18 protein-coding genes and 1 riboswitch are annotated in these 20,127 nt (G+C 42.9%); of the genes, 6 read left to right on the top strand and 12 right to left on the bottom strand.

The genetic code is table 11. The annotated features are described in order from the left end of the window. The first annotated feature begins 141 nt into the window (after positions 1-141). A complete protein-coding gene (locus H8Z82_RS07060) occupies positions 142-864 on the top strand; it encodes a phosphatase (protein ID WP_186994692.1) in 723 nt (240 codons plus the stop codon). A gap of 120 nt (positions 865-984) precedes the next feature. Here H8Z82_RS07060 and H8Z82_RS07065 read toward each other — a convergent pair whose 3' ends face one another. From H8Z82_RS07065 to H8Z82_RS07115, 11 genes are all read right to left on the bottom strand, one after another. Beyond that, complete coding sequence (locus H8Z82_RS07065) at positions 985-1,278, bottom strand: cysteine-rich small domain-containing protein (protein ID WP_186994693.1); 294 nt, start codon at positions 1,276-1,278, stop codon at positions 985-987. A gap of 279 nt (positions 1,279-1,557) precedes the next feature. Then, positions 1,558-1,749, bottom strand: a riboswitch (cobalamin riboswitch). A gap of 212 nt (positions 1,750-1,961) precedes the next feature. Beyond that, on the bottom strand, positions 1,962-3,377 hold the full coding sequence (locus H8Z82_RS07070; protein WP_019162721.1) for a C40 family peptidase: 1,416 nt from the start codon (positions 3,375-3,377) through the stop codon (positions 1,962-1,964). Between the two features lie 220 nt (positions 3,378-3,597). Beyond that, positions 3,598-5,076 (bottom strand): N-acetylmuramoyl-L-alanine amidase family protein, encoded by a 1,479-nt coding sequence (locus H8Z82_RS07075; RefSeq protein ID WP_186994694.1) that lies wholly within the window; start codon positions 5,074-5,076, stop codon positions 3,598-3,600. 225 nt (positions 5,077-5,301) lie between these two features. Further along, positions 5,302-6,288 carry a diaminopimelate dehydrogenase gene (locus H8Z82_RS07080; RefSeq protein ID WP_019162723.1) on the bottom strand — a complete coding sequence of 329 codons (987 nt, stop codon included), beginning with the start codon at positions 6,286-6,288 and terminating at the stop codon, positions 5,302-5,304. Between the two features lie 153 nt (positions 6,289-6,441). After that, the gene (locus tag H8Z82_RS07085) at positions 6,442-7,086 is read right to left on the bottom strand and encodes a DnaJ domain-containing protein (RefSeq protein WP_019162724.1); all 645 of its coding nucleotides are present in this window, start codon (positions 7,084-7,086) and stop codon (positions 6,442-6,444) included. Further along, complete coding sequence (locus tag H8Z82_RS07090; protein WP_186994695.1) at positions 7,079-7,924, bottom strand: DUF5685 family protein; 846 nt, start codon at positions 7,922-7,924, stop codon at positions 7,079-7,081. Before H8Z82_RS07090 ends, H8Z82_RS07085 begins: the two co-directional genes overlap by 8 nt. 1 nt (position 7,925) lies before the next feature. Next, complete coding sequence (locus tag H8Z82_RS07095) at positions 7,926-8,336, bottom strand: hypothetical protein (protein ID WP_019162726.1); 411 nt, start codon at positions 8,334-8,336, stop codon at positions 7,926-7,928. A 68-nt stretch (positions 8,337-8,404) separates the two neighbouring features. Then, positions 8,405-8,911 (bottom strand): flavin reductase family protein, encoded by a 507-nt coding sequence (locus H8Z82_RS07100; RefSeq protein WP_019162727.1) that lies wholly within the window; start codon positions 8,909-8,911, stop codon positions 8,405-8,407. A 16-nt stretch (positions 8,912-8,927) separates the two neighbouring features. Further along, the gene (locus tag H8Z82_RS07105; RefSeq protein ID WP_186994696.1) at positions 8,928-10,130 is read right to left on the bottom strand and encodes a class I SAM-dependent rRNA methyltransferase; all 1,203 of its coding nucleotides are present in this window, start codon (positions 10,128-10,130) and stop codon (positions 8,928-8,930) included. 165 nt (positions 10,131-10,295) lie between these two features. Then, on the bottom strand, positions 10,296-10,808 hold the full coding sequence (locus tag H8Z82_RS07110; protein WP_186994697.1) for a GNAT family N-acetyltransferase: 513 nt from the start codon (positions 10,806-10,808) through the stop codon (positions 10,296-10,298). A 9-nt stretch (positions 10,809-10,817) separates the two neighbouring features. After that, on the bottom strand, positions 10,818-12,380 hold the full coding sequence (locus H8Z82_RS07115) for a DUF1002 domain-containing protein (protein ID WP_186994698.1): 1,563 nt from the start codon (positions 12,378-12,380) through the stop codon (positions 10,818-10,820). Between the two features lie 248 nt (positions 12,381-12,628). Between H8Z82_RS07115 and H8Z82_RS07120 the strand changes: the two genes are divergently transcribed. Together H8Z82_RS07120 and rlmD are read left to right on the top strand one after the other, a co-directional pair. Then, the gene (locus tag H8Z82_RS07120) at positions 12,629-12,847 is read left to right on the top strand and encodes a hypothetical protein (protein ID WP_019162731.1); all 219 of its coding nucleotides are present in this window, start codon (positions 12,629-12,631) and stop codon (positions 12,845-12,847) included. 96 nt (positions 12,848-12,943) lie between these two features. Continuing rightward, the gene (gene rlmD, locus H8Z82_RS07125) at positions 12,944-14,317 is read left to right on the top strand and encodes a 23S rRNA (uracil(1939)-C(5))-methyltransferase RlmD (RefSeq protein WP_186994699.1); all 1,374 of its coding nucleotides are present in this window, start codon (positions 12,944-12,946) and stop codon (positions 14,315-14,317) included. 81 nt (positions 14,318-14,398) lie between these two features. On the opposite strand, the gene pcrA is transcribed toward rlmD, so the two are convergent. Next, positions 14,399-16,633, bottom strand: coding sequence for a DNA helicase PcrA (gene pcrA / locus H8Z82_RS07130; RefSeq protein WP_186994700.1), 2,235 nt, complete (start codon positions 16,631-16,633; stop codon positions 14,399-14,401). 191 nt (positions 16,634-16,824) lie between these two features. Here pcrA and H8Z82_RS07135 point away from each other — a divergent pair, with 191 nt between their 5' ends. The 3 genes from H8Z82_RS07135 (at position 16,825) to H8Z82_RS07145 (ending at position 20,062) form a co-directional block, all read left to right on the top strand. Beyond that, the gene (locus H8Z82_RS07135) at positions 16,825-17,376 is read left to right on the top strand and encodes an ECF-type riboflavin transporter substrate-binding protein (RefSeq protein WP_186994701.1); all 552 of its coding nucleotides are present in this window, start codon (positions 16,825-16,827) and stop codon (positions 17,374-17,376) included. A gap of 141 nt (positions 17,377-17,517) precedes the next feature. Continuing rightward, complete coding sequence (locus H8Z82_RS07140) at positions 17,518-19,242, top strand: ABC transporter ATP-binding protein (RefSeq protein WP_186994702.1); 1,725 nt, start codon at positions 17,518-17,520, stop codon at positions 19,240-19,242. Continuing rightward, positions 19,232-20,062, top strand: coding sequence for an energy-coupling factor transporter transmembrane component T family protein (locus H8Z82_RS07145; RefSeq protein ID WP_186994703.1), 831 nt, complete (start codon positions 19,232-19,234; stop codon positions 20,060-20,062). Before H8Z82_RS07140 ends, H8Z82_RS07145 begins: the two co-directional genes overlap by 11 nt. The last annotated feature ends 65 nt before the right edge of the window (positions 20,063-20,127 follow it).

A 20,127-nucleotide genomic window follows, 5' to 3' on the forward strand; every position in this document is an offset into this window, starting at 1 on the left:
TTTTTGTTTGAATTGTTTGTGAAATTTAGTTGTTTTTATTTTGAACCCCAATTGACAATCTTTCTTCTTTCTGTCATAATTGTTATATATATTTTTTCAGAATATCTCTGCAAAACAGTCATTAATTTTATTTAAAAGGGGATGATCCTTACGTATCTTGCAGATATCCATACACATTCCATTGCAAGCGGACACGGTACTTCCTGCACAATTTCCGATATGGCAAAAGAAGCCGGACGCAAAGGCATGAAGCTTCTGGGCATTACGGATCACGGTCCCGGCACGCTTGCTTCCGGCACATCTTCTTATTTCCGCGGGCTGCCATTCTGCCCCAGAAAGCGTTTTGGTGTAGAAGTACTTTATGGCGTAGAACTCAATATTCTGGACATTCAGGGACATGTAGATCTAAGTGATGAGCTGTTGTCTAATCTGGACTACGCTATCATAAGTATGCATAGCCAGAACTACAGATCCGGAACTGTCAAAGAGAATACTCTTGCATACCAGAATGCAATGAAGTATCCTGCCGTAAAGGTTCTGGGCCATTGTGATAACCCGGCTTTTCCGGTGGATTACGATACACTGGCTTATACAGCCAGCAGAGAAAATGTAATTTTTGAAATCAACGAAGTCTCACTGACTCCCGGCGGATACCGCGGTGACACCAGGGCAAATAACGCAGAAATCCTTCGTTGCTGCCTTAAATATCGGCTTCCCATTGTTTTATCCAGCGACAGCCATGGAAAAGAGCATGTAGGAGATTTTACCTATGCAGCAGAGTTTGTTCATCAGACTGGTTTTCCCGAATCATTGATTCTGAACAATCAGATTCCCAGACTGAAGGTTTTTCTTCAAACCCGTTAGTTGTTTCCAATATGTGTTCATGCCATTTCTTATGCAGACATATAAAAAAAGATCATCAACAGATATTTCTCATATAAATATCCATTGATGATCTTTTTTATCTTCACCGGTCAACCATCCTTACTGCTGATCTGCGCGCATTTTCTTCATCAGTTCAGCCAGTTCCTGATATTTCCCGGTCACATATCCATAGTTCTTTCTCTTATGAGGAAGCTGACAGTTGGTACAGTCCTTCAATCCACTGTCTGTATATCGAAAATTCCCACCGCATTGATCCCCCAGTGCATATAAAGGGCAATAACAAAACAAACAGTTAAAATCCTCAGGATCTGCTCCCTTATGGCAGGGAAAAAACTCACATTTTTTATGACTAAAAAAAGAATACTCTTTATCTTCCCAATATGGTTTTTCCATATCTCATTTCCTTCTTCCAAACAAGCAGATAACAGATCAATCTATCATTTTCTCCATAATAAAGAGGGAGCGATGCTACTCCGGGGTAGAAGATTAATCCGTTCATGAGTGCGCGGAGGGAACGAATATTTCCGAAGTAGTATCGCCTGCCATTTAATCATGTATAATTCATAAAGAACAGGCGCATTCCATAAAAAAATGTCTGCCTTCGAAAAAAAGCAGACAACGCTCCGAAGCTGCGGATTCAACGGAGTTGGTTGTTACACTTTACACGGAAGTTTAACCTCGCCATACTAAGCAGGTTTCCTGGCTCCAGGCTCATCGCTCCTCTCTCCTTCTCATGCTATGGCACAATGGATCTGCGAGATTTGCTCCTCTGTTACAGTGACCGGATCGCTCAGGTTTCTCACCTGATTCCCTCTCTCTGTACCGTATAATAACAGTATCAGCACTTAATATGTTCTATATGGAATTATACTGACCTTATAATAGCATCACTGTTAGAGAATGTCAACTATTTATCAAAGTTTTTCAGAAACTTTTTAATCGAATCAAGCAAGTAGCGAAGCGGATTGCGAATATCCGCTTGACTTTTTTTCAAACAAAAACCAGGTAACAGCACATATGGATGTCACCTGGCCTTTTCTCATTATTTTTTTTGATCGGATATAATCTTTTGCAGATTATACAAGTCTTCTTACTGATACAATTGTTCTATATGCAGCATTGTCGCTGATCTTAATACCATCTACAGAGTTGGATGCATGTACAATACGTCCATTTCCCATATAAATTGCCACATGGCCGCCATAGCAGATCAGATCACCCGGCTGCGCATTTGCATAAGATACTTCTGTTCCACAGTTCTGCTGTTCATAAGAAGTTCTCGGAAGACTTACTCCAAAGTTGGCATATACACTCTGTACAAATCCAGAACAGTCTGCACCACTTGTAAGACTTGTTCCTCCCCATACATATGGATTTCCCACAAACTGTGTAGCATAATCCACTACAGAAGAGCCTGAACCTGAACCAGAAGAAGAATTGTCAGAATCAGAAGACTGTTCTTCTTCATAATCTTCCTTTGATACTGTATTGTCAGAATCAATAACATTGCCATACTCATCATATTCCACATCCTCACCGGACTGTGCATTATCAATGACATTGCCATCTTCATCATATTCTACATCATCTGATTCCTCATAGGTATCTTCGTCTGTATCCTCATCTGTATTTTCAACCGGATTTCCATCCTCATCATACTCTACATCTTCTGAGTTTGCTGCTTCCTCTGCTGCAGCAGCTTCTTCTGCCGCCTGTCTTGCAGCTTCTTCCTCTGCCTGACGTCTGGCCTCTTCCTCTGCCGCAATACGCTCTGCTTCCAGCTGCTGGATCTCTGCAGTCTGCTCTGCCAGAAGATTTGCATATTCTGTTGCCTGCTGCTGTGCATATGCGATTTCATTTTCATAATCAGCAGACTCAGATTTTTTCTGATCAATCTGGCACTGAAGAGTATAAGACTGCTCTTCATAAGAAGATTTCATTTCTTCCAGCTCTGCCTTATCAGACTCATACTGTGTTTTTAAATTATTTACTTCATCAATGGTCTTCACATATTTGTCCAGATTTTTTCTGTCCTGCTCATACATCTGCTGGGTATTCTCAGCTCGTGTAAGAAGATCACTGAGATCTTCGGAATTCAACATCATCTGGAACCATGCAGAATCACCGCCCTGCTCATACAGACACTGGATACGCTTCTTCATACTCTCGTACTGCTTATCTCTGGCCTTCTGCGCTTTTGCAAGATCCTGCTTTGTTCTGATGATATCAACCTCTTTATTGCTGATATCATTCTTAAGAGTATCGATGGAAACCATAACACTAACAAGATTGGAATCCAACTCTGAAATTTCACTCTCAAGCTGTGCCTTTGCATTTGCCAGTTCATCCATGCGGGAATATGTGGCATCAAGCTGCTGGCTTGTAATCGCCTGTTCTTCTCTTAAATCATCTTCTCTGGAAGCGCTTACGCTTACGGCCTGTGATGCAGTCATAAGCAGTGCTAATGTAAGACATACAATTTTTTTCTTCATGGTCTCTCGTCCTCGTAACCTTTTATTTCTTTTTATGTAATAGTTTCGTAATATTTGTTTTAAGTCTTATTCATATTAACACATCGTTTCCATGAATGCAAGGTTTTTTTATAAATTATTTTAAATTTCCGTAACATTTAGTAATGTTTACGCAAAAAAGCAGCCGTCCCAAAGGACAAGCTGCTTCTCTTATTTCATATTGTATCTATCTCTGAATTTCTTAGCTAAAAAGATCTGCCAGGATCTGATCTGCAGTCTTGTTCAGATATCCATCCGGATCAGAAAGTGTATTTCTGTTCCATCTGAAATAGTTTCCGTTACGGCTGTAGTTACCGCTGGATGTATGATATGCAGAACCATATTTTGCATATCCCGGATATCTGGACATATATTTCTGTGCCAGTGCAATTGCCTGAGTTCCATATGTTCCATTCGGTGTAGGAGTTCCTGCAATCTGTACACCTGCATTTGGTGTGGAATGAACAATTACAAGACTCTTATCACTGCACTGTCCCAGAACAATCCATACATGGCCTTCATTATAACCAATATCACCAGGTTTGAAAGTCCAGTCAGATTTTGACAGGTCAGACTGTGTAAGAATGCTTCCCCAGCCTCTTGCCTTATAGGTAGATCCAACTTCGCCGGAAACAACTGTATATCCGCTTCCAACTCCTGACTTCGTCTGCATCACCTGATATGCAGCCCAGCCAACAAAACCGGAACAGTCAAAACCTTTTGCTCTGTTTTCAGTACTCAGGTCTCTGTAATTATTATAATTATAATCTGCAGTCTGACTGTTATAGAAAGCAGTCATGGTAGGACTAAGTCCCTTACGGGTAGAATCATTCCATCCACCGCCCCATACATAAAGGGCTTTTCCTACCGGAAGCAATGCTCCCGCAAGATAATTCTTAATCGTCTTACTTCCGTTTGATTCCGGAGTAATCAGCAAAATACCGTTGGAATCAAAAGTATATTTCTTACCGTCAATGGTAGTCTGGCCTGTTGCCATTTCACCGGTCTTGGTATCAAAATAATATTTATTATAATTAATGGTCTTCCAGCCGGTAGCCATCTTACCGCTTCCTGTGCTGAAATAATAGTTCTTACCATCAATCTTCTGGAAGCCCTTTGCCATGATACCATCATCTTCTTCGAAGAATCTGGCCTCACCTTTTGTATTTTTTGCCCATCCTGTCAGCATGTAACAGGCACTTGTAAAATATCTGGTGTTCTTTTTGCTGTCTGTAAGAAACTCTTTACATGCAGCAACGCCACTCTTACTGTAGAAATAATATTTCTTTCCCTTCAGTGTCAGCCACTTAGTCTGCATAAATCCAGTAGACTCATCAAAATATCTCTTCTGTCCCTTGGAGTCTGTCAGCCAACCGGTCATCATGATTCCGGCGCCTTTGCTGAAATAACGCTTTCTTCCCTTGCTGTCTGTGACCCAGCCCTTTACCTGTACGCCTGTACTTGCATTAAAATAGTACTTCTTGCCGTCCAGCTCCAGCCAGCCTTTCTGTTTAGAACCTTCCTCATTTATGTAGTATGATTTACCGTTAATCGTTACAAATCCAGTCTCTGTGTCGGCCTTAACCCGCGCAGCTGAAAAAAATACAGATACACATACAGCAAAAAACAGCAGGAACAGAAACGCCCCCCAGGTTCTGAACTTCTTGTTTACGTTTTGCATACATACCTTCCTTTTCTTTTTCTTACATTTCATTATGTTTCATTTTCATGTTCAGAAATGTAAAGTCTTTACAATGTTGTTACGTTTGTATGACCCTATTATATTACAGCTTCAACATACAGTCAACATTGAAGTAAAAATATGTTAAATTTTCACTAAATCATCACAGGTTTTTCCAGCAAAAAAGAGACAAAGCTAACAAAAAAGCTCTGTCTCTTTTCGATTTTACAGCAGATGTTTTCTCAATTCAGCCCCATCGGCAGAACTTAAATATGCAGGAGCCACGTCAAATACTGTCTTAGCACCTGTCTGACCTTCTTTATTCATACGGTATGCTGCCCTCGCATAAGCAACCAGTACAGAAGAAGTAAACTCCGGATTTGAATCCAGTTTCAGGCTGTATTCAATCACATGATTATTCTCATTATTCCATCCTGTTTTTCCGGAACGGATCACAAAACCGCCATGGGGGATTCCACTGTGATCACGCTTCAGCTCTTCTTCAGAAATGAAATGTACCGTTGTATCATAATCTGAGAAATAATTCGGCATAGTCTTAATATCGTTCTCGATCTGTGCCAGATCTGCACCTTCCTCTGCAACTACGAAGCATTCTCTTGTATGTTTCTGTCTGGTAGTAAGCTCTGGATTTTCTCCATTTCGTACAGCTTCCAGTGCAGCTTCCACAGGAATCGTATACTGCTTTGCATCCTTCACACCTTTGATACGGCGTACTGCATCAGAGTGTCCCTGGCTTACGCCTTTACCCCAGAAGGTATAATCCTTTCCATTGGTGAGGATTGCATTTGCATAAAGACGGTTCAGTGAAAACATTCCCGGATCCCAGCCTACTGAAATAATACCGATATGGCCGCTTTCTTTTGCTGCCGCATCTACTGCATCAAAATGTTCCGGAATTCTTGCATGTGTATCAAAGCTGTCAATCACGTTAAACATCTTTGCATATTCCGGTGTCTGTTTCGGAAGATCTGTTGCACTTCCACCACAGATAATAAGAACATCAATCTTATCTTTCATTTTTTCAGCATCACTGACAGAATATACTGTTGCTGTCTCTGTAAGAATCTTAACGGTTTCCGGAGCACGACGTGTAAACACAGCCACAAGCTCCAGATCCGGATTATGTTTGATTGCGCACTCTACACCACGGCCAAGATTGCCATAGCCCAAAATACCAATACGAATACTCATTATGATTTCCTCCTGTAACCTTTCTTCTATTATCGCAGCTATTTGCTGTTATCATAGCTACGCATTATCACTTTACTATAGTAATATTTTCCCTTTTGATTGTCAATCCATTAATGAAAGTTTTATAATCTCATAACCCGTTCGTTACAAGAATCAACAACAAAATACACCTCCACCCGGGCAGCAAAGACTGCAGGCCAGATTTGCCAGACAAAGCTTCATGCAGTAATCATCACCGCCGGTCGGCATGCCCCCAAAAGGATTCTGCATTTCCCGGTACCAGCTGCCACCGCCCTCCATTCGCTGAAGAAGCATCTGATACTGCATATTATCCGGTTCCAGACGGACAGCCTCCCTGATATCACTGAGAGCGTTCACATTATTTCCAAGTCCCATATTTGCCATTGATGAAAGATAATACCATTGACCATTGTGCTGGGAAAGAGACTGCAGCACATTCATAGCCTCTCTGTAATGACCACTTTGGATATAATTTGCCGCTGCCTGCCTGCGAACACTTTCCTCATCCTGATAAGCATTGCCAGAATTTCCGGAATAATCGCCAAAGCCTCCAAATCCACTATAGGAGTTGCCATAACTGCTTCCTTGTTCCCTTTCCCGCATGATCTGCTCATAGGCCTGCTGGACCTGTTTAAACTTCTCCTCAGCCTGTTCCCTGTTAGGATTGTTAATATTTGCATCCGGATGATATTTGCGGCTCATCCGGCGGTATGCTTTTTTTATCTCATCATCTGACGCGTTCCGGGACACTCCCAGCACACTGTACGGATCAATCATGTTTTTTCTCCCCCGCTTCCCTTCGTTTCCTGACAATCGCCTCAAAACGACACCACACACCGGAATAAAGAATATTTCTCAGAATATCTGTATACTTTATAATAGGAAGCTTTTCAAATTCTCTGCAGGTCTGAGCCATCATCATGATCAGAAGCTGCCGTACCTGCTCATCAAACCCCTTCATTATATATTTTTCTGCAAAAGGGTTGTAATTTCCATTTTTTACATCTTTTTCCACATCATCATAGGCATCCAGAATATAAATAAATTTTCCAAGATAAAATCCCATTCTGCGCAGAGAGCCTTCCCATACATCCGTTTTCCAGGCAAAAATCTCCTCCATGATCCGACCAAAACAACCTGACATTTTGTCAATATCTGTTTCTCCCGCCTTTTCCATCTGAGATAATTCTTCAAGTAATTTCCTGATTTTCTCTGCTTTCTCCGGATACCGGTAACTCAGCCGGTTATTTTTCCTCTGCAGAATTTTCCCATATCCCAATGCAGCAAACTTTTTCTCATCTTCCCAGTCATCCATACATTTATAATATGTGAGAAGAACATTCATATCTGCTCCATATTCTGTAGCTGCATTTTTCCGAACTGGCTGTTTGCATACAGGATGGATCACGCATCTGGTTGTTCCCTTTTGAGTCGGTGGTTCATAAAGCGCACTGAGAAGCACGACCACAAAAGTCATATCATAGGTCAGGGTAATCTGTCCGGATATTCCATATTTTTCTCTCAGCTCTCTGCAGAGACCGCAATAGAAGGATCGATACAGATCAAAATCCTTAAATCTGATCTCCGGTTTATTCATTACCACATAGCCAAACATTTTATTTCCTCTTGATAAACTTCCTGTGACACTTCGGACATTCAATTTCTATCTTCTGACCGTTTCCTCTGGGAATGCGGATCTTTTGCCCACAACCCGGGCAGGTATAAATATGATGGGTCTTTCTCTGCTCCATCATACGTTTCTCTTTCATGAAACGACCGCGGATATTCTGGGTCATTGCCAGATATTTCTGATTTTCAGCATACCGCTTCTGAATATTTCTGGACAGAATTCTGACATAAGTATATATGATCAGTACAAACCCCAACAGATCCAATACTCCACCTGCCATATTTCTTCTGCAGAAAGATCCGATTACAACTATAAAAAGCGCCACACCCAGGGTAAATCTTGATAACTGGTCTACACCATAACGTCCCTGCATAAATTTATTCAGTTTGTCTCTCATCCTTACCTCTTTTCAAGTCTCTCTGAAATCCCTTAAGGATTTTGCCTGTTCAGCAGCAAAAGTACACCTTATTCTCTCACAAGAACCTTCTGAATTTCAGCAATATACATTGTATGGTAATCCTTCTGTGGATACCATTTTGTATCATTCTCTGCCTCATCAAAGCATTCCGGCTTAATCGTATCATGATACATTTTTTTACATACCATAATCATATCTGCTTCCTGAATGCCGGCTGTTCCATCTACAAAATAAGGAGTCAGTCCTGCCTCTGTGATCTTATCAATTCCCTTTCCGGAAACAGTTCCGCAGTAATTCAGAGCCTTACGATAATCCTCTCCCAGCACAGAAATTGTAAAGGTTTCCTCCCTGTCTACAAACTCCTTTGTATATCTCTGAGGACGAATATAAACAGTTACTGCATTTTTCCCCCACATGACGCCCATGGCACCCCAACTGGCTGTCATTGTATTGCATTTTTCCTCATTTCCTGCTGTGATCAGCAGCCATTCCTTACCAATCTTGGTAAATGGATTCATTGTCAGTTCCTCTGGTTTCACTTCTCTAAAGCTCATTTATTTTTCCTCTCTTTCATCTGTCATTGCAAACCTGGAAGATATAAAATTTCAAATAATAAGATTCATCTGCAGACCACAGGATGGGATGATCCGGTGCCTGAGTCCTGTACTCTACCTGGCGCAGTCTCTTATGTACATTTTTTGCAGCCTGTCCGATAGTTCTGGTAAACAATTCATAATCCATGAAATGGGAGCAGGAGCAGGTTGCCAGAAAGCCTCCATCCTTCACCAGCTTCATCGCCCGAAGGTTAATCTCCCTGTATCCCTTTACTGCATTTTTTATAGAATTTCTGGATTTGGTAAAGGCCGGTGGATCCAGGATCACTACATCAAACTTCTCTCCCTTCTCCTCCAGCTCCGGAAGAAGCTCAAATACATCCTCGCAGATAAATTTTACCCTGTCTGATAACCCATTCAATGCCGCATTTGCCGTAGCCTGATCTACAGCCAGCTGGGAAGCATCCACACCTGTCACACTGACAGCGCCTGCAATTCCCGCATTCAATGCAAAGGAACCGGTATGGGTAAAACAATCCAGCACTTTTGCACCCTTACACAGCTTCTGGATGGCAAGTCTGTTATATTTCTGATCCAGGAAAAATCCTGTTTTCTGACCGTCTTTTACATCCACTTCATATTTGACGCCGTTTTCCTCAATCTGTACCAAGGTAGGAAATTCCGGTCCGATAAATCCCTTGACCAGCTCCATTCCTTCCTGTCTGCGGACTTTCACATCGCTTCGCTCATAAACTCCACGGATTATGATACCATCCTCAGCCAGTACTTTTTTCAAAAGTTCAACAATCTGCTCCTTATAACGGTCAATTCCCAGAGCCAGGGACTGAACCACCAACACATCGGAAAACTTGTCCACTACAATTCCCGGCAGAAAATCTGCCTCTGCAAAAATAAGTCTGCAGCTTCCTGTATCCACTACCTTCTTACGGTATTCCCATGCATCCCTCACACGTTTTTCAAGAAATTCCTCGTCAATCTCCTGCCTCTCATCTCTGGTAAAAAGACGCACTGCAATTTTGGAATTTGTATTGATAAATCCCTTTCCCATGGGATATCCATCGAAATCATGGACCAGCACTGTATCTCCATTTACAAAGCTGCCCATGATCGTATCTATCTCATTATCAAAAATCCACATACCTCCGGATTTCAGAAGTCTGCCTTCACCCTTTTTCAGGGTTACCACTGCAAAACCCATATTTTATCCTCCTGTTGCTCCTAAACAATCCGTAACAAACTCTTTCTTCTTTCACTTTTACGATTCATTCTAACACAGAACTTTATTTTTTTCTACCCATTGTTTGTGCGCGCACAAAATGTAAAAAGCAGCCAGTGAAATTCCCATTCCACTGACTGCCCTTATTTATCTTCCGCGTTCCTTCAAAAGAATACAGCGTTCCAGTCCGCCGTAGCATCTGGCAATCTTTTTTACCTGATAGCCATGGCTCTCCATATTATGTCTGCTGAATCTGTTCTCCGGATGAACGGTACACATCAGATATACAAATCTGTCCGAATCCAACAGATTTTCTGCAGTTTCTAGCATTCTGCCCTGAAGTCCATTCCCCCGGAAAGCGTTATCCACTGCTGTTGAATCCATCACTGCCACCTGAGACAGCTGTCTGTCATCAAATCCCAGGCAGGTTCCCAGATTATCATCCTTATCCGGATATTTGACGATAAAAAATCCTGCAATCTCTCCATCTGAAGCTTCTGCTACTACACTAAAGCCCTTCTGCTCCAAATGTGCTCTTACATAAGCCTCATCATCTGCCACAAACCAATCCGGATGTATGTGGCATGTTCCAGCCTGCTCCATGATCCGCATAATCCCCCGGACATCTGCAGGCCCTGCTTTTCTGATCAGAAACTCCATAAGGCTTACTTATTCCTCAACCTCTGCTTCTTCAGCAGCATCTGTGCCATCCTCATTCTCCACAGCTGCCTCTTCACTGGTCTGTACTGTCTCATTATACAGCTTCTGGAAGAATTTCATGGTATCATCATACAGAGTCTGTCTGTCTTCATCTGTAAGTTCACTAAGCTCAGGAGCTGCCTGTACTCCTTCACTCAATCCGAAAATATCTTTCAGTGCCTTATCGATCATATTCAGCTCAGGAGTCATATAGATTTCTGTACCGTCTGCCTGGTAGGACTCAGTTCCCTGTTTCAGTACATCCAGATATGCTTTCTCTACATCCTTAGAAAGAGTTGCTCCGTTTTCTGCATCCAGCACAACTGTGGAAACGGCAGTATCATCACCCATAGCAGTCTGAAGTGAAGCTGCATCTCCCTCGTACTCACCCTTACAGAAAGTCTCTGCCTGATTAAATAATGTTTTCTGATCCTCTGTGAGAGAGGAGGTATCCAGTTCATCTGCTGTATCTGCAGTTTCACTGCCATCAAGGGATCCGTCTGTATCCTCACTGCTATCCCAGTCCCCATTATCCATATCTTCTGTATCAGAGGAATCTTCGTTCTGTCCATCTGCGCTGCCTGTGTTCATACCTGTTTCCTGTTCCAGAGTGGTATCTTCTGTGGAGCTCTCCAGTACATCTCCTCCAAGCACACTGTTATCTACACTTCCCAGAATGTCATCTCCATCTGCGGAATCCCCTGCATTTACAGTATCATCTTCCTCTTCGTCCACTTCACCGATCTCATCACTGTTTCCGGAAGTATTCTGATCCACCTGTTCCAGAGTTGCTTTTACATCATCATAATCGTAATCCTGCTGTGCGATCTGCTTCAAAAGCTCTACGATCTTGTTGATCTGATCAGAATCCAGAGTTACATTATTCTGCTGAGCCACATTCACTACAATATTATAGATATCATCTGCATTCTGTACATTGTTCTGAATGACCTGCATCTTGGAATTGTTCATAACAGTAGTTGCATCGTTCTTTCCCACTTCATCAGCCAGATTTCCTGTCACTACCATTTCCTCTGTTGCCAGTTCCTTCTTGGTGCTGTCCAGCTGCTCGCCTGTAGCAGTCTCATAAGCCATCTGGATTCCAGTCAGTGCGCCTGTACCGGAAACCTCAAAAGGACATGCTGCAACAACTTCGCAGTTCTTTACACCGGAAGTAGAAAGAGATGTAGCGATCATATTACAGGTTACCCAGTTCAGGTTTGCTGTACGAACTTTAATTCCGCCGGATGTGGTTGGCTTTACATAAGCACAGCTTACTGTCCTGGTTCCGATCTGCTCAATAGGAACGTATGCGCTCAGATGATCTCTCTCATCCTGATTGGTGATCGTCAGGATCTGTACCTGGTCACTGCTTACATTAAAATATTTCATCATAGTGTTCTTCTGTGCATCTGTAAGGTCAGCCCCCAGTGTTACAACCTTCATGGAATCTGCCATTGTCGGTATTGTGGTCCCGGAAACCACCAGACATGCACTGCAGAGCAATGCACCTAATTTCTTAATGTTTTTCATATTATAACCTCCCTGTGTTTAAACAAAAGACCTCTAGTTCTTTTTCGTGGCTTTCATTATAACATATTTTTATTATAATTTGTATTTCTAATTTCATGGCTTCTAATTTAATATCAATTTAATTTCAGATACTTATGGTAAAATCCAGGCAAAGGTGGTATAATAATCCCATTAATATAACAGACGGCAGATTTGGCTGTTCTTTTAATGGCTTCAGCCGACTTAATGATTGAGAGGATGGTGCGGTTATGAATATTAAAATTGATGAATTATTAGCAGCTTTAAAGAAAAAAGAAGAAGAGCAGGATAAAAATACAGTTCTCTGGGTATTGGCGATCATCGGTGCTGTCGCAGCAGTAGCAGGTATTGCCTTTGCTGTTTATCGCTTCTTTGCTCCGGATTATCTGGAGGATTTTGAAGAAGACCTGGATGATGACTTTGATGATTATTTTGAGGATGAAGAATAATCCAGAATATGATCGGCAGTCTTCGTCGACTGTACAGCAATCAGAAAGCTCCGGCTGAACCCGGAGCTTTTTTTAACGAAAGGATTTAAGTTATTTATGAAAAAAGGCGAAATATATGAGGGCACAATTGAAAAAGTAGATTTTCCCAACAAAGGGACTGTGATGATAGGAGATCAGAAGGTCACTGTCAAAAATGGCATTCCCGGACAAAAGATCCGTTTTATGATCAACAAAAAGCGTTCCGGCAGGGCAGAAGGACGTCTGCTAGAAGTTCTGGAGAAATCTCCTCAGGAAACCAGAGACCCTGCCTGTTCCATTTTTCCTGAATGTGGCGGCTGTATGTACCAGACCATGTCCTATGAAAAACAGTTGGAAATGAAGGAACGCCAGGTCCGGGAGCTTCTGGACGCAGCATTGGAAAACGCAGACTATAGCTGGGAAGGCATCCATGGAAGCCCTATGGAATTCCGTTACCGCAATAAAATGGAATTTTCTTTCGGAGACGCTTACAAAGATGGTCCCCTCACTCTTGGTCTTCATAAGAAAGGCAGCACCTATGACGTACTTACAGCATCAGATTGTAAGCTGGTTCATGAGGATATGACAAAAATCCTCTCCTGTGTCCACGAATATTTTTTGAAGCTGAATGCTTCCTATTATAAAAAGATGCAGCACACCGGTTATCTCCGACATCTTCTGCTCCGACGGGGAGTAACTACCGGAGAAATTCTGGTACATGTTATTACCACCAGCCAGGAAGAATATAATCTGGAGCCGCTGAAGAATCAGCTTCTCGCCCTTCCATTGGAAGGAAAAATCGTAGGCATCATGCACATTATCAACGATTCTCTCTCAGATGTGGTACAGAGTGATGAGACCCGTATCCTTTATGGTCAGGATTACTTCTATGAAACTCTGTTGGGATTACGCTTTAAAATCAGCACCTTTTCCTTCTTTCAGCCAAACTCCCTGGCAGCTGAGGTTCTGTATTCCGTTGTTCGGCAGTATATTGGAGATACCAAAGATAAGGTAGTCTTTGACCTCTATAGCGGAACCGGAACCATCGCCCAGCTTGCCGCTTCTGTGGCAGATGAGGTGATCGGCGTCGAGATCGTGGAGGAAGCCGTAGAAGCAGCAAGAGAAAACGCAGCACTTAACAATCTGAAAAACTGCAGATTTATTGCAGGTGACGTACTGAAGGTACTGGATGATCTGACTCAAAAACCGGATGTGATCATTCTGGATCCGCCCAGAGACGGTATTCATCCCAAAGCACTGCCCAAAATCCTCTCCTATGGGGTGGATCATATTGTCTATATTTCCTGCAAAGCCACCAGCCTGGCCAGAGATCTTCCGGCATTTCTGGAGGCAGGATATCGCCTGGAAAAAGCCTGCTGTGTAGATCAGTTCTGCCAGACTGTCCATGTGGAAACAGTGGCTTTATTAAAGCGTACCTTAACATCAGAATAATTTTTTCGTTAGGAAAAAGAGCGCTCTATGTCAGATTCTTTACTTCTGCCATAGAGCGCTCTTTTTTGTATTCTTTTCTGCTCAGATTTTCTTCAGCTTCGCAAATCCGGCAAACATTTTCTTCACTCCTACTTTATCGAAATCTACTGTGACCTCGTAATCTCTTCCTCCTTCTACGATATTTTTCACCACACCTACTCCAAATTTCACATGGCGCACAGTATCTCCTATCTGATAGTCCAGAGAATCCGCCTTGGTGACCTTAAACTGAGTTGCCTGAAAAGGCTTGGCAGCAAACACCTGCTTCATTTTGGAAAGACTGCTGTCTCCGGTTAGGGATTCTGATATCTTCGGTTTCTTTTCTTCTACCTTATAACCCAGATCCACCAGTTCCCTGGGAACCTCACGAACAAATCTGGATACCTTATTATACTGGACATCTCCACGGATCATCCTCTGTCTGGCACTGGTCATAGTCAGCTCCTTCATTGCCCTGGTGATCCCTACATAACACAGACGGCGCTCTTCCTCCAGATCAGAACAGTCATCTGACATAATAGACATATAAGAAGGAAAAATCCCATCCTCCATTCCTACCAGAAATACATTTGGAAATTCCAGACCTTTTGCACTATGAAGAGTCATAAGAAGTACATAATCCTGATCCGGATCTACACTGTCAATATCTGCGATCAATGCAATTTCTTCCAGAAATCCGGATAAAGTTGCAGGTTCTCCTCTCTCCTCCCCTGCTTCCTGATAAGCTTCCGTCTTGGAAATCAATTCATCAATATTTTCAATCCTTGCCCTGGATTCCTCTGTATCCTCTGCCTCCAGCTCCGTCACATAACCGGTAAGGCGGATTATTTCTTCCAAAAGCTCTCTGACTGTATAAGCCTCTGCCTTACTTTTCAGGCCCTGAATAAAAGTAACAAATCCATCAATCTTTGACAGACTTCTTCCTATAGAAGGAATCTCCTCTGCCACACGTAATGCATCATAGAAACTGATATCCATCTGATCCGCATAATCCTGCACCCTGCTCAGAGTAGTAGCTCCGATTCCTCTCTTGGGTACATTGATAATACGTCGCACTGCCAGGTCATCCTTGGCATTATCGATGGTTTTCAGATAACAGAGAAGATCTTTGATTTCCTTACGCGCATAAAAGTTTACTCCACCCACTATTTTGTAAGGAATATTTGCCAGAAGACATTTTTCCTCAAAAAGGCGGGACTGGGCATTAGTACGGTAAAGGACGGCAAAATCCTTATACATTCCTTTTCCTTCCCGGCGCGCTCCCGCAATCTCTCCCACCACATATTCTGCCTCTTCATATCCATTCATAAACTGGCGGAAATGGATTTTCTCTCCCTCCTGATTCTCTGTCCAGAGAGTCTTGGGCTTACGTGCCCTATTGTGGGCAATGACTTCATTTGCAGCCCTGAGAATATTTTGGGTGGAACGGTAATTCTGTTCTAGCCGGATCACTGCAGCGTCCGGAAAAATATGCTCAAAACCAAGAATGTTGCCAATATTGGCGCCTCGGAATTTGTAGATGGACTGGTCATCATCTCCTACTACACAGAGATTTTCATATTTTGATGCCAGCAGACTTACAAATTTAAATTGTGCAGTATTGGTATCCTGGTACTCATCTACCATGATGTACTTGAAACGCTCCTGATAATTCTCAAGAACATCTCCGCAATTCTGGAAAAGTTCTACGGTCTTTACGATCAGATCATCAAAATCCAACGCATTATTTTTCCTCAGAGATACCTGATACTCCCGATATACAGCGGCAACTTTCTTCTTATTAAAATCACTGCCTGCATTCAGTTCCATCTCATCCGGAGTGATCAGCTCATCCTTTGCATGTGAAATCTGAGCCAGCAGGGAACGTTCCTTATAAATCTTAGTATCCACATTCAGCCTGCGGCAGATGTCTTTCATAAGTGTTTTCTGATCATCGGTATCATAAATAGTAAAACTGTTGTCATATCCAAGTCTGTCAATATGCCTCCTGAGAATACGCACGCAGGTGGAATGAAAGGTAGATACCCAGATACTCTCTGAGCCAAAACCTACGATCTTATCCACACGTTCTCTCATCTCACTGGCTGCTTTGTTTGTAAAGGTGATAGCCAGAATATTCCAGGGATTGACCCCTTTCTCATCTATCAGATATGCAATTCTGTGGGTCAGCACTCTGGTCTTTCCTGAGCCCGCCCCTGCCAGGATCAGCAGCGGCCCTTCTGTATGAAATACTGCCTCCTGCTGTCTGGAATTTAATGTATTGTAAATGTCTCTCATTTTCTGCTCCTGTATTCGATCGCTATTTCAGTTCTCTCCCAATTATACACAAAAGCGGACCATACCACAACAGTTTTCAACATACGCCCCTGTTTGTCCATTGACAATCCACAATTAAATGCATTATACTGACACTGACTTACAGTAAATTGATTCTACTGCATACATACACTTTTGAGGAGGAATGAGTCATGAAAAGCAACAATAGCATTAAAACCGTTGTAGCCATTGGTATCGGTGCAGCGCTGTTCTTTGTACTTGGACGTTTTGTCGCAATCCCAAGTCCGGTACCTAACACCAATATTAGTCTCCAGTACGCAGTCCTTGCTCTGCTGGCCGTTATGTACGGACCGGTAGCAGGGGGACTTATCGGATTTATCGGTCATACTCTGATCGACCTTTCCTGGGGTGGAACTCCATGGTGGAGCTGGGTGATCACTTCTGCTTTCGTAGGCGTGATCGTAGGTCTCTTTGCCAAAAAACTGAATGTACAGGAGGGAGAATTTGGCAAAGGAAAGGTTGCTCTTTTCACCATTGCCAATATTGCAGCACATGTGATCGGATGGATCGTTGTAGCCCCTGTACTGGATATTCTCATCTATGCAGAACCTGCTAATAAAGTATTCGCACAGGGTGCTTTTGCAGCCATCTCCAATACGATCACAGCAGTAATCGTAGGCGGACTTCTGGTTCTGGCATATACCAAGACCATCGCCAAAAAAGGATCTCTGGATCAGGAATAAGCTTCAGACAAAAAGCCTTGTCATTTAGCGAAAAGCTTATGTGATAGGGCTTTTTCTTTTTCAGGACTCACCCTCTAAAGTACGTGATTATTATAGAAACAATTTTTCGATTATTATAGAAATTAATTTGAGGTTAAACAGATGACAGAACAAAACTTACCTGTTATTTCATTTAAAGATTTTTCATTTCAATACCGTGCCCAGAAAAAGCCAACTCTGACCGGAATTAATCTGGATATTTATCCGGGAGAACGTGTTCTCATTGCCGGCCCCTCCGGAAGTGGCAAGAGCACGCTTGCAGGCTGTATCAATGGTCTGAACCCTTTCTCCAATCCCGGAGAATGCACAGGTTCTCTTATTGTAGACGGTGTAGATGCTCCACACAGCAGCATCTTTGAACTCTCTGCACATGTAGGCACTGTACTCCAGGATCCAGATGGACAATTTATCGGTCTGACTGTGGGGGAGGATATTGCCTTTGCGCTGGAGAACAGCTGTATGCCACAAGAACAAATGCACAGTATCACCAGACATGCTGCTGAATTGGTGGGAATCCAGGATCACCTGGACTATGCACCTCACGAATTATCCGGTGGACAGAAACAGCGCGTCAGCCTGGCCGGAGTCATGGTAGACCAGGTAAAGATCCTGCTTTTTGACGAACCACTGGCAAACCTTGATCCTGCTACAGGCAAACAGGCCATCGAACTGATCGATGAGATCCAGCAGAAAACTGACACCACTGTTCTGATCATTGAACACCGTCTGGAGGATGTCCTCTGGAAAAATGTGGACCGGATCGTTCTGGTGAATGAGGGAAAAATCCTAGCAGACCTTCATCCCGACGAACTGCTCTCCACTACCCTGTTGGCAGATAACGGAATCCGTGAGCCTCTGTATGTGACAGCCATGCGTTATGCAGGCATTGAAATTGCACCATGCAAAAAGCCCTCACATGTAAATTCTCTGATTCTGGATCAGACAGATCAGAAAATGCTTCAAAACTGGTTTCATCAAAAAGAACTTTCTGAGCCTTCCGGCACACCGGAACCGCTCCTTGAGATAAAGAACCTAAGCTTTGGATATACCCGGAACCACCCCACACTGAAGGATGTAACTCTTACCATATACAAGGGAGAAATGGTCAGCATTGTAGGACGCAACGGTGCAGGTAAATCTACCTTGTCCAAGCTGATCTGCGGGTTCGAAACACCTGATCAGGGAACCTTACTTTTTAATGGCAAAGATTTCTCCGGAGAAAATATCCGACACCGGGCAAAATATATCGGTTATGTCATGCAAAACCCAAATCAGATGATCTCAAAAACCATGATTTTCGACGAGGTGTCCCTGAGTCTGCGAAATTCTGGCATGACAGAAGACCAGATTCGCGAAAAGGTAGAAAATACATTGAAAATCTGCGGACTTTATCCTTTCCGTAACTGGCCGGTATCAGCCCTCAGCTTTGGTCAGAAAAAACGTGTAACCATTGCCAGCGTGCTGGTACAGGATCCGGAACTGATCATTCTGGATGAGCCTACTGCAGGACAGGACTTTCATCATTATACAGAGATTATGGAATTTCTCCGTACACTCAACCAACGCGGAGTTACTGTTATAATGATCACTCATGATATGCATCTGATGCTGGAATATACGCCCAGAGCTCTGGTCTTCTCTGACGGGCAGCTGATCGCAGACCGAAGTGCAGCCGCAGTTCTCTGTGATGAATCCCTGATCACTCAGGCCGCGTTAAAAGAAACCAGTCTTTTCACTCTCGCTAACCGATGCGGTATCACTCCGCCGGAAGCCTTTGTGGAACGTTTTATTGAAGAAGACAGGGAGGTACGAGACAATGGCCGCTAATACTGTATTAAATTATCTTCCAAGAAAAAGTGTGATTCACAGACTGACCGGAACTACCAAACTGGCATTCTTCCTGCTCTTTACCTTTGCAAGTATGATCACCTACAATACCTGGGTGCTGCTCGGACTCCTGGCAGTAAGCATAGCTGCTTTCAGACTAAGCAAAATTAAGATTCGGGAAGTACGGTTTATGATGATCTTTATGCTGGTGTTCCTGTTGCTGAACAATCTGTTTATCTTTTTGTTCGACCCCAATCAGGGAACCCATCTGTACGGCACACACCACGTACTATGCCATTTATTCTGGCGATATGACCTGACCGCAGAGCAGCTGTTTTATATGGTCAATATTTCTCTGAAATACTTTGTCGCCCTGCCTGTAGCCATCCTGTTTATCTCTGCCACTGATCCCAGCGAATTTGCGGCAAGCTTAAACAGTATCGGGATTTCCTATAAGGTAGGCTATTCTGTGTCCATTGCCCTGCGCTATATTCCGGATATCCAGAGAGATTATCACAGCATCAGCCAGGCTCAGCAGGCCAGAGGTGTGGAGCTGGGAAAAAATGAAAAATTCTTTTCCAGGCTAAAAAACTCCGTTAATATACTGCTGCCCTTGATCCTTACCAGTCTGAACCGGATCGATACCATCTCCAATGCAATGGAACTTCGGGGCTTCGGCAAAAACAAAAAACGCACCTGGTACACACAAAGGCCTTTTACACGCAGAGATTTTCTCACGCTGGCGCTGGGCGTACTGCTGTTATTGATCAGTCTGACAGTAACTATAAAATGCGGACGCTTTTACAATCCATTTTTCTAATTCAGTAAAAAAAACATTTACAAGTAGTATTTGAAACTATATAATAAGGGACAGAGGTGATGAAA

This window comes from Blautia difficilis (genome assembly GCF_014297245.1).
GTDB classification, from domain to species: domain Bacteria; phylum Bacillota; class Clostridia; order Lachnospirales; family Lachnospiraceae; genus Blautia_A; species Blautia_A difficilis.

Coding starts and splice junctions, on each gene's coding strand:
- H8Z82_RS07105 (WP_186994696.1), bottom strand. CDS start 10,130: ATGGGTTTTGCAGTGGTAACCCTGAAAAAGGGTGAAGGCAGACTTCTG.
- H8Z82_RS07115 (WP_186994698.1), bottom strand. CDS start 12,380: ATGAAAAACATTAAGAAATTAGGTGCATTGCTCTGCAGTGCATGTCTG.
- H8Z82_RS07060 (WP_186994692.1), top strand. CDS start 142: ATGATCCTTACGTATCTTGCAGATATCCATACACATTCCATTGCAAGC.
- H8Z82_RS07120 (WP_019162731.1), top strand. CDS start 12,629: ATGAATATTAAAATTGATGAATTATTAGCAGCTTTAAAGAAAAAAGAA.
- H8Z82_RS07075 (WP_186994694.1), bottom strand. CDS start 5,076: ATGCAAAACGTAAACAAGAAGTTCAGAACCTGGGGGGCGTTTCTGTTC.
- H8Z82_RS07100 (WP_019162727.1), bottom strand. CDS start 8,911: ATGAGCTTTAGAGAAGTGAAACCAGAGGAACTGACAATGAATCCATTT.
- H8Z82_RS07080 (WP_019162723.1), bottom strand. CDS start 6,288: ATGAGTATTCGTATTGGTATTTTGGGCTATGGCAATCTTGGCCGTGGT.
- H8Z82_RS07135 (WP_186994701.1), top strand. CDS start 16,825: ATGAAAAGCAACAATAGCATTAAAACCGTTGTAGCCATTGGTATCGGT.
- rlmD (WP_186994699.1), top strand. CDS start 12,944: ATGAAAAAAGGCGAAATATATGAGGGCACAATTGAAAAAGTAGATTTT.
- H8Z82_RS07065 (WP_186994693.1), bottom strand. CDS start 1,278: ATGGAAAAACCATATTGGGAAGATAAAGAGTATTCTTTTTTTAGTCAT.
- pcrA (WP_186994700.1), bottom strand. CDS start 16,633: ATGAGAGACATTTACAATACATTAAATTCCAGACAGCAGGAGGCAGTA.
- H8Z82_RS07145 (WP_186994703.1), top strand. CDS start 19,232: ATGGCCGCTAATACTGTATTAAATTATCTTCCAAGAAAAAGTGTGATT.
- H8Z82_RS07095 (WP_019162726.1), bottom strand. CDS start 8,336: ATGAGAGACAAACTGAATAAATTTATGCAGGGACGTTATGGTGTAGAC.
- H8Z82_RS07110 (WP_186994697.1), bottom strand. CDS start 10,808: ATGGAGTTTCTGATCAGAAAAGCAGGGCCTGCAGATGTCCGGGGGATT.
- H8Z82_RS07140 (WP_186994702.1), top strand. CDS start 17,518: ATGACAGAACAAAACTTACCTGTTATTTCATTTAAAGATTTTTCATTT.
- H8Z82_RS07090 (WP_186994695.1), bottom strand. CDS start 7,924: ATGTTTGGCTATGTGGTAATGAATAAACCGGAGATCAGATTTAAGGAT.
- H8Z82_RS07070 (WP_019162721.1), bottom strand. CDS start 3,377: ATGAAGAAAAAAATTGTATGTCTTACATTAGCACTGCTTATGACTGCA.
- H8Z82_RS07085 (WP_019162724.1), bottom strand. CDS start 7,086: ATGATTGATCCGTACAGTGTGCTGGGAGTGTCCCGGAACGCGTCAGAT.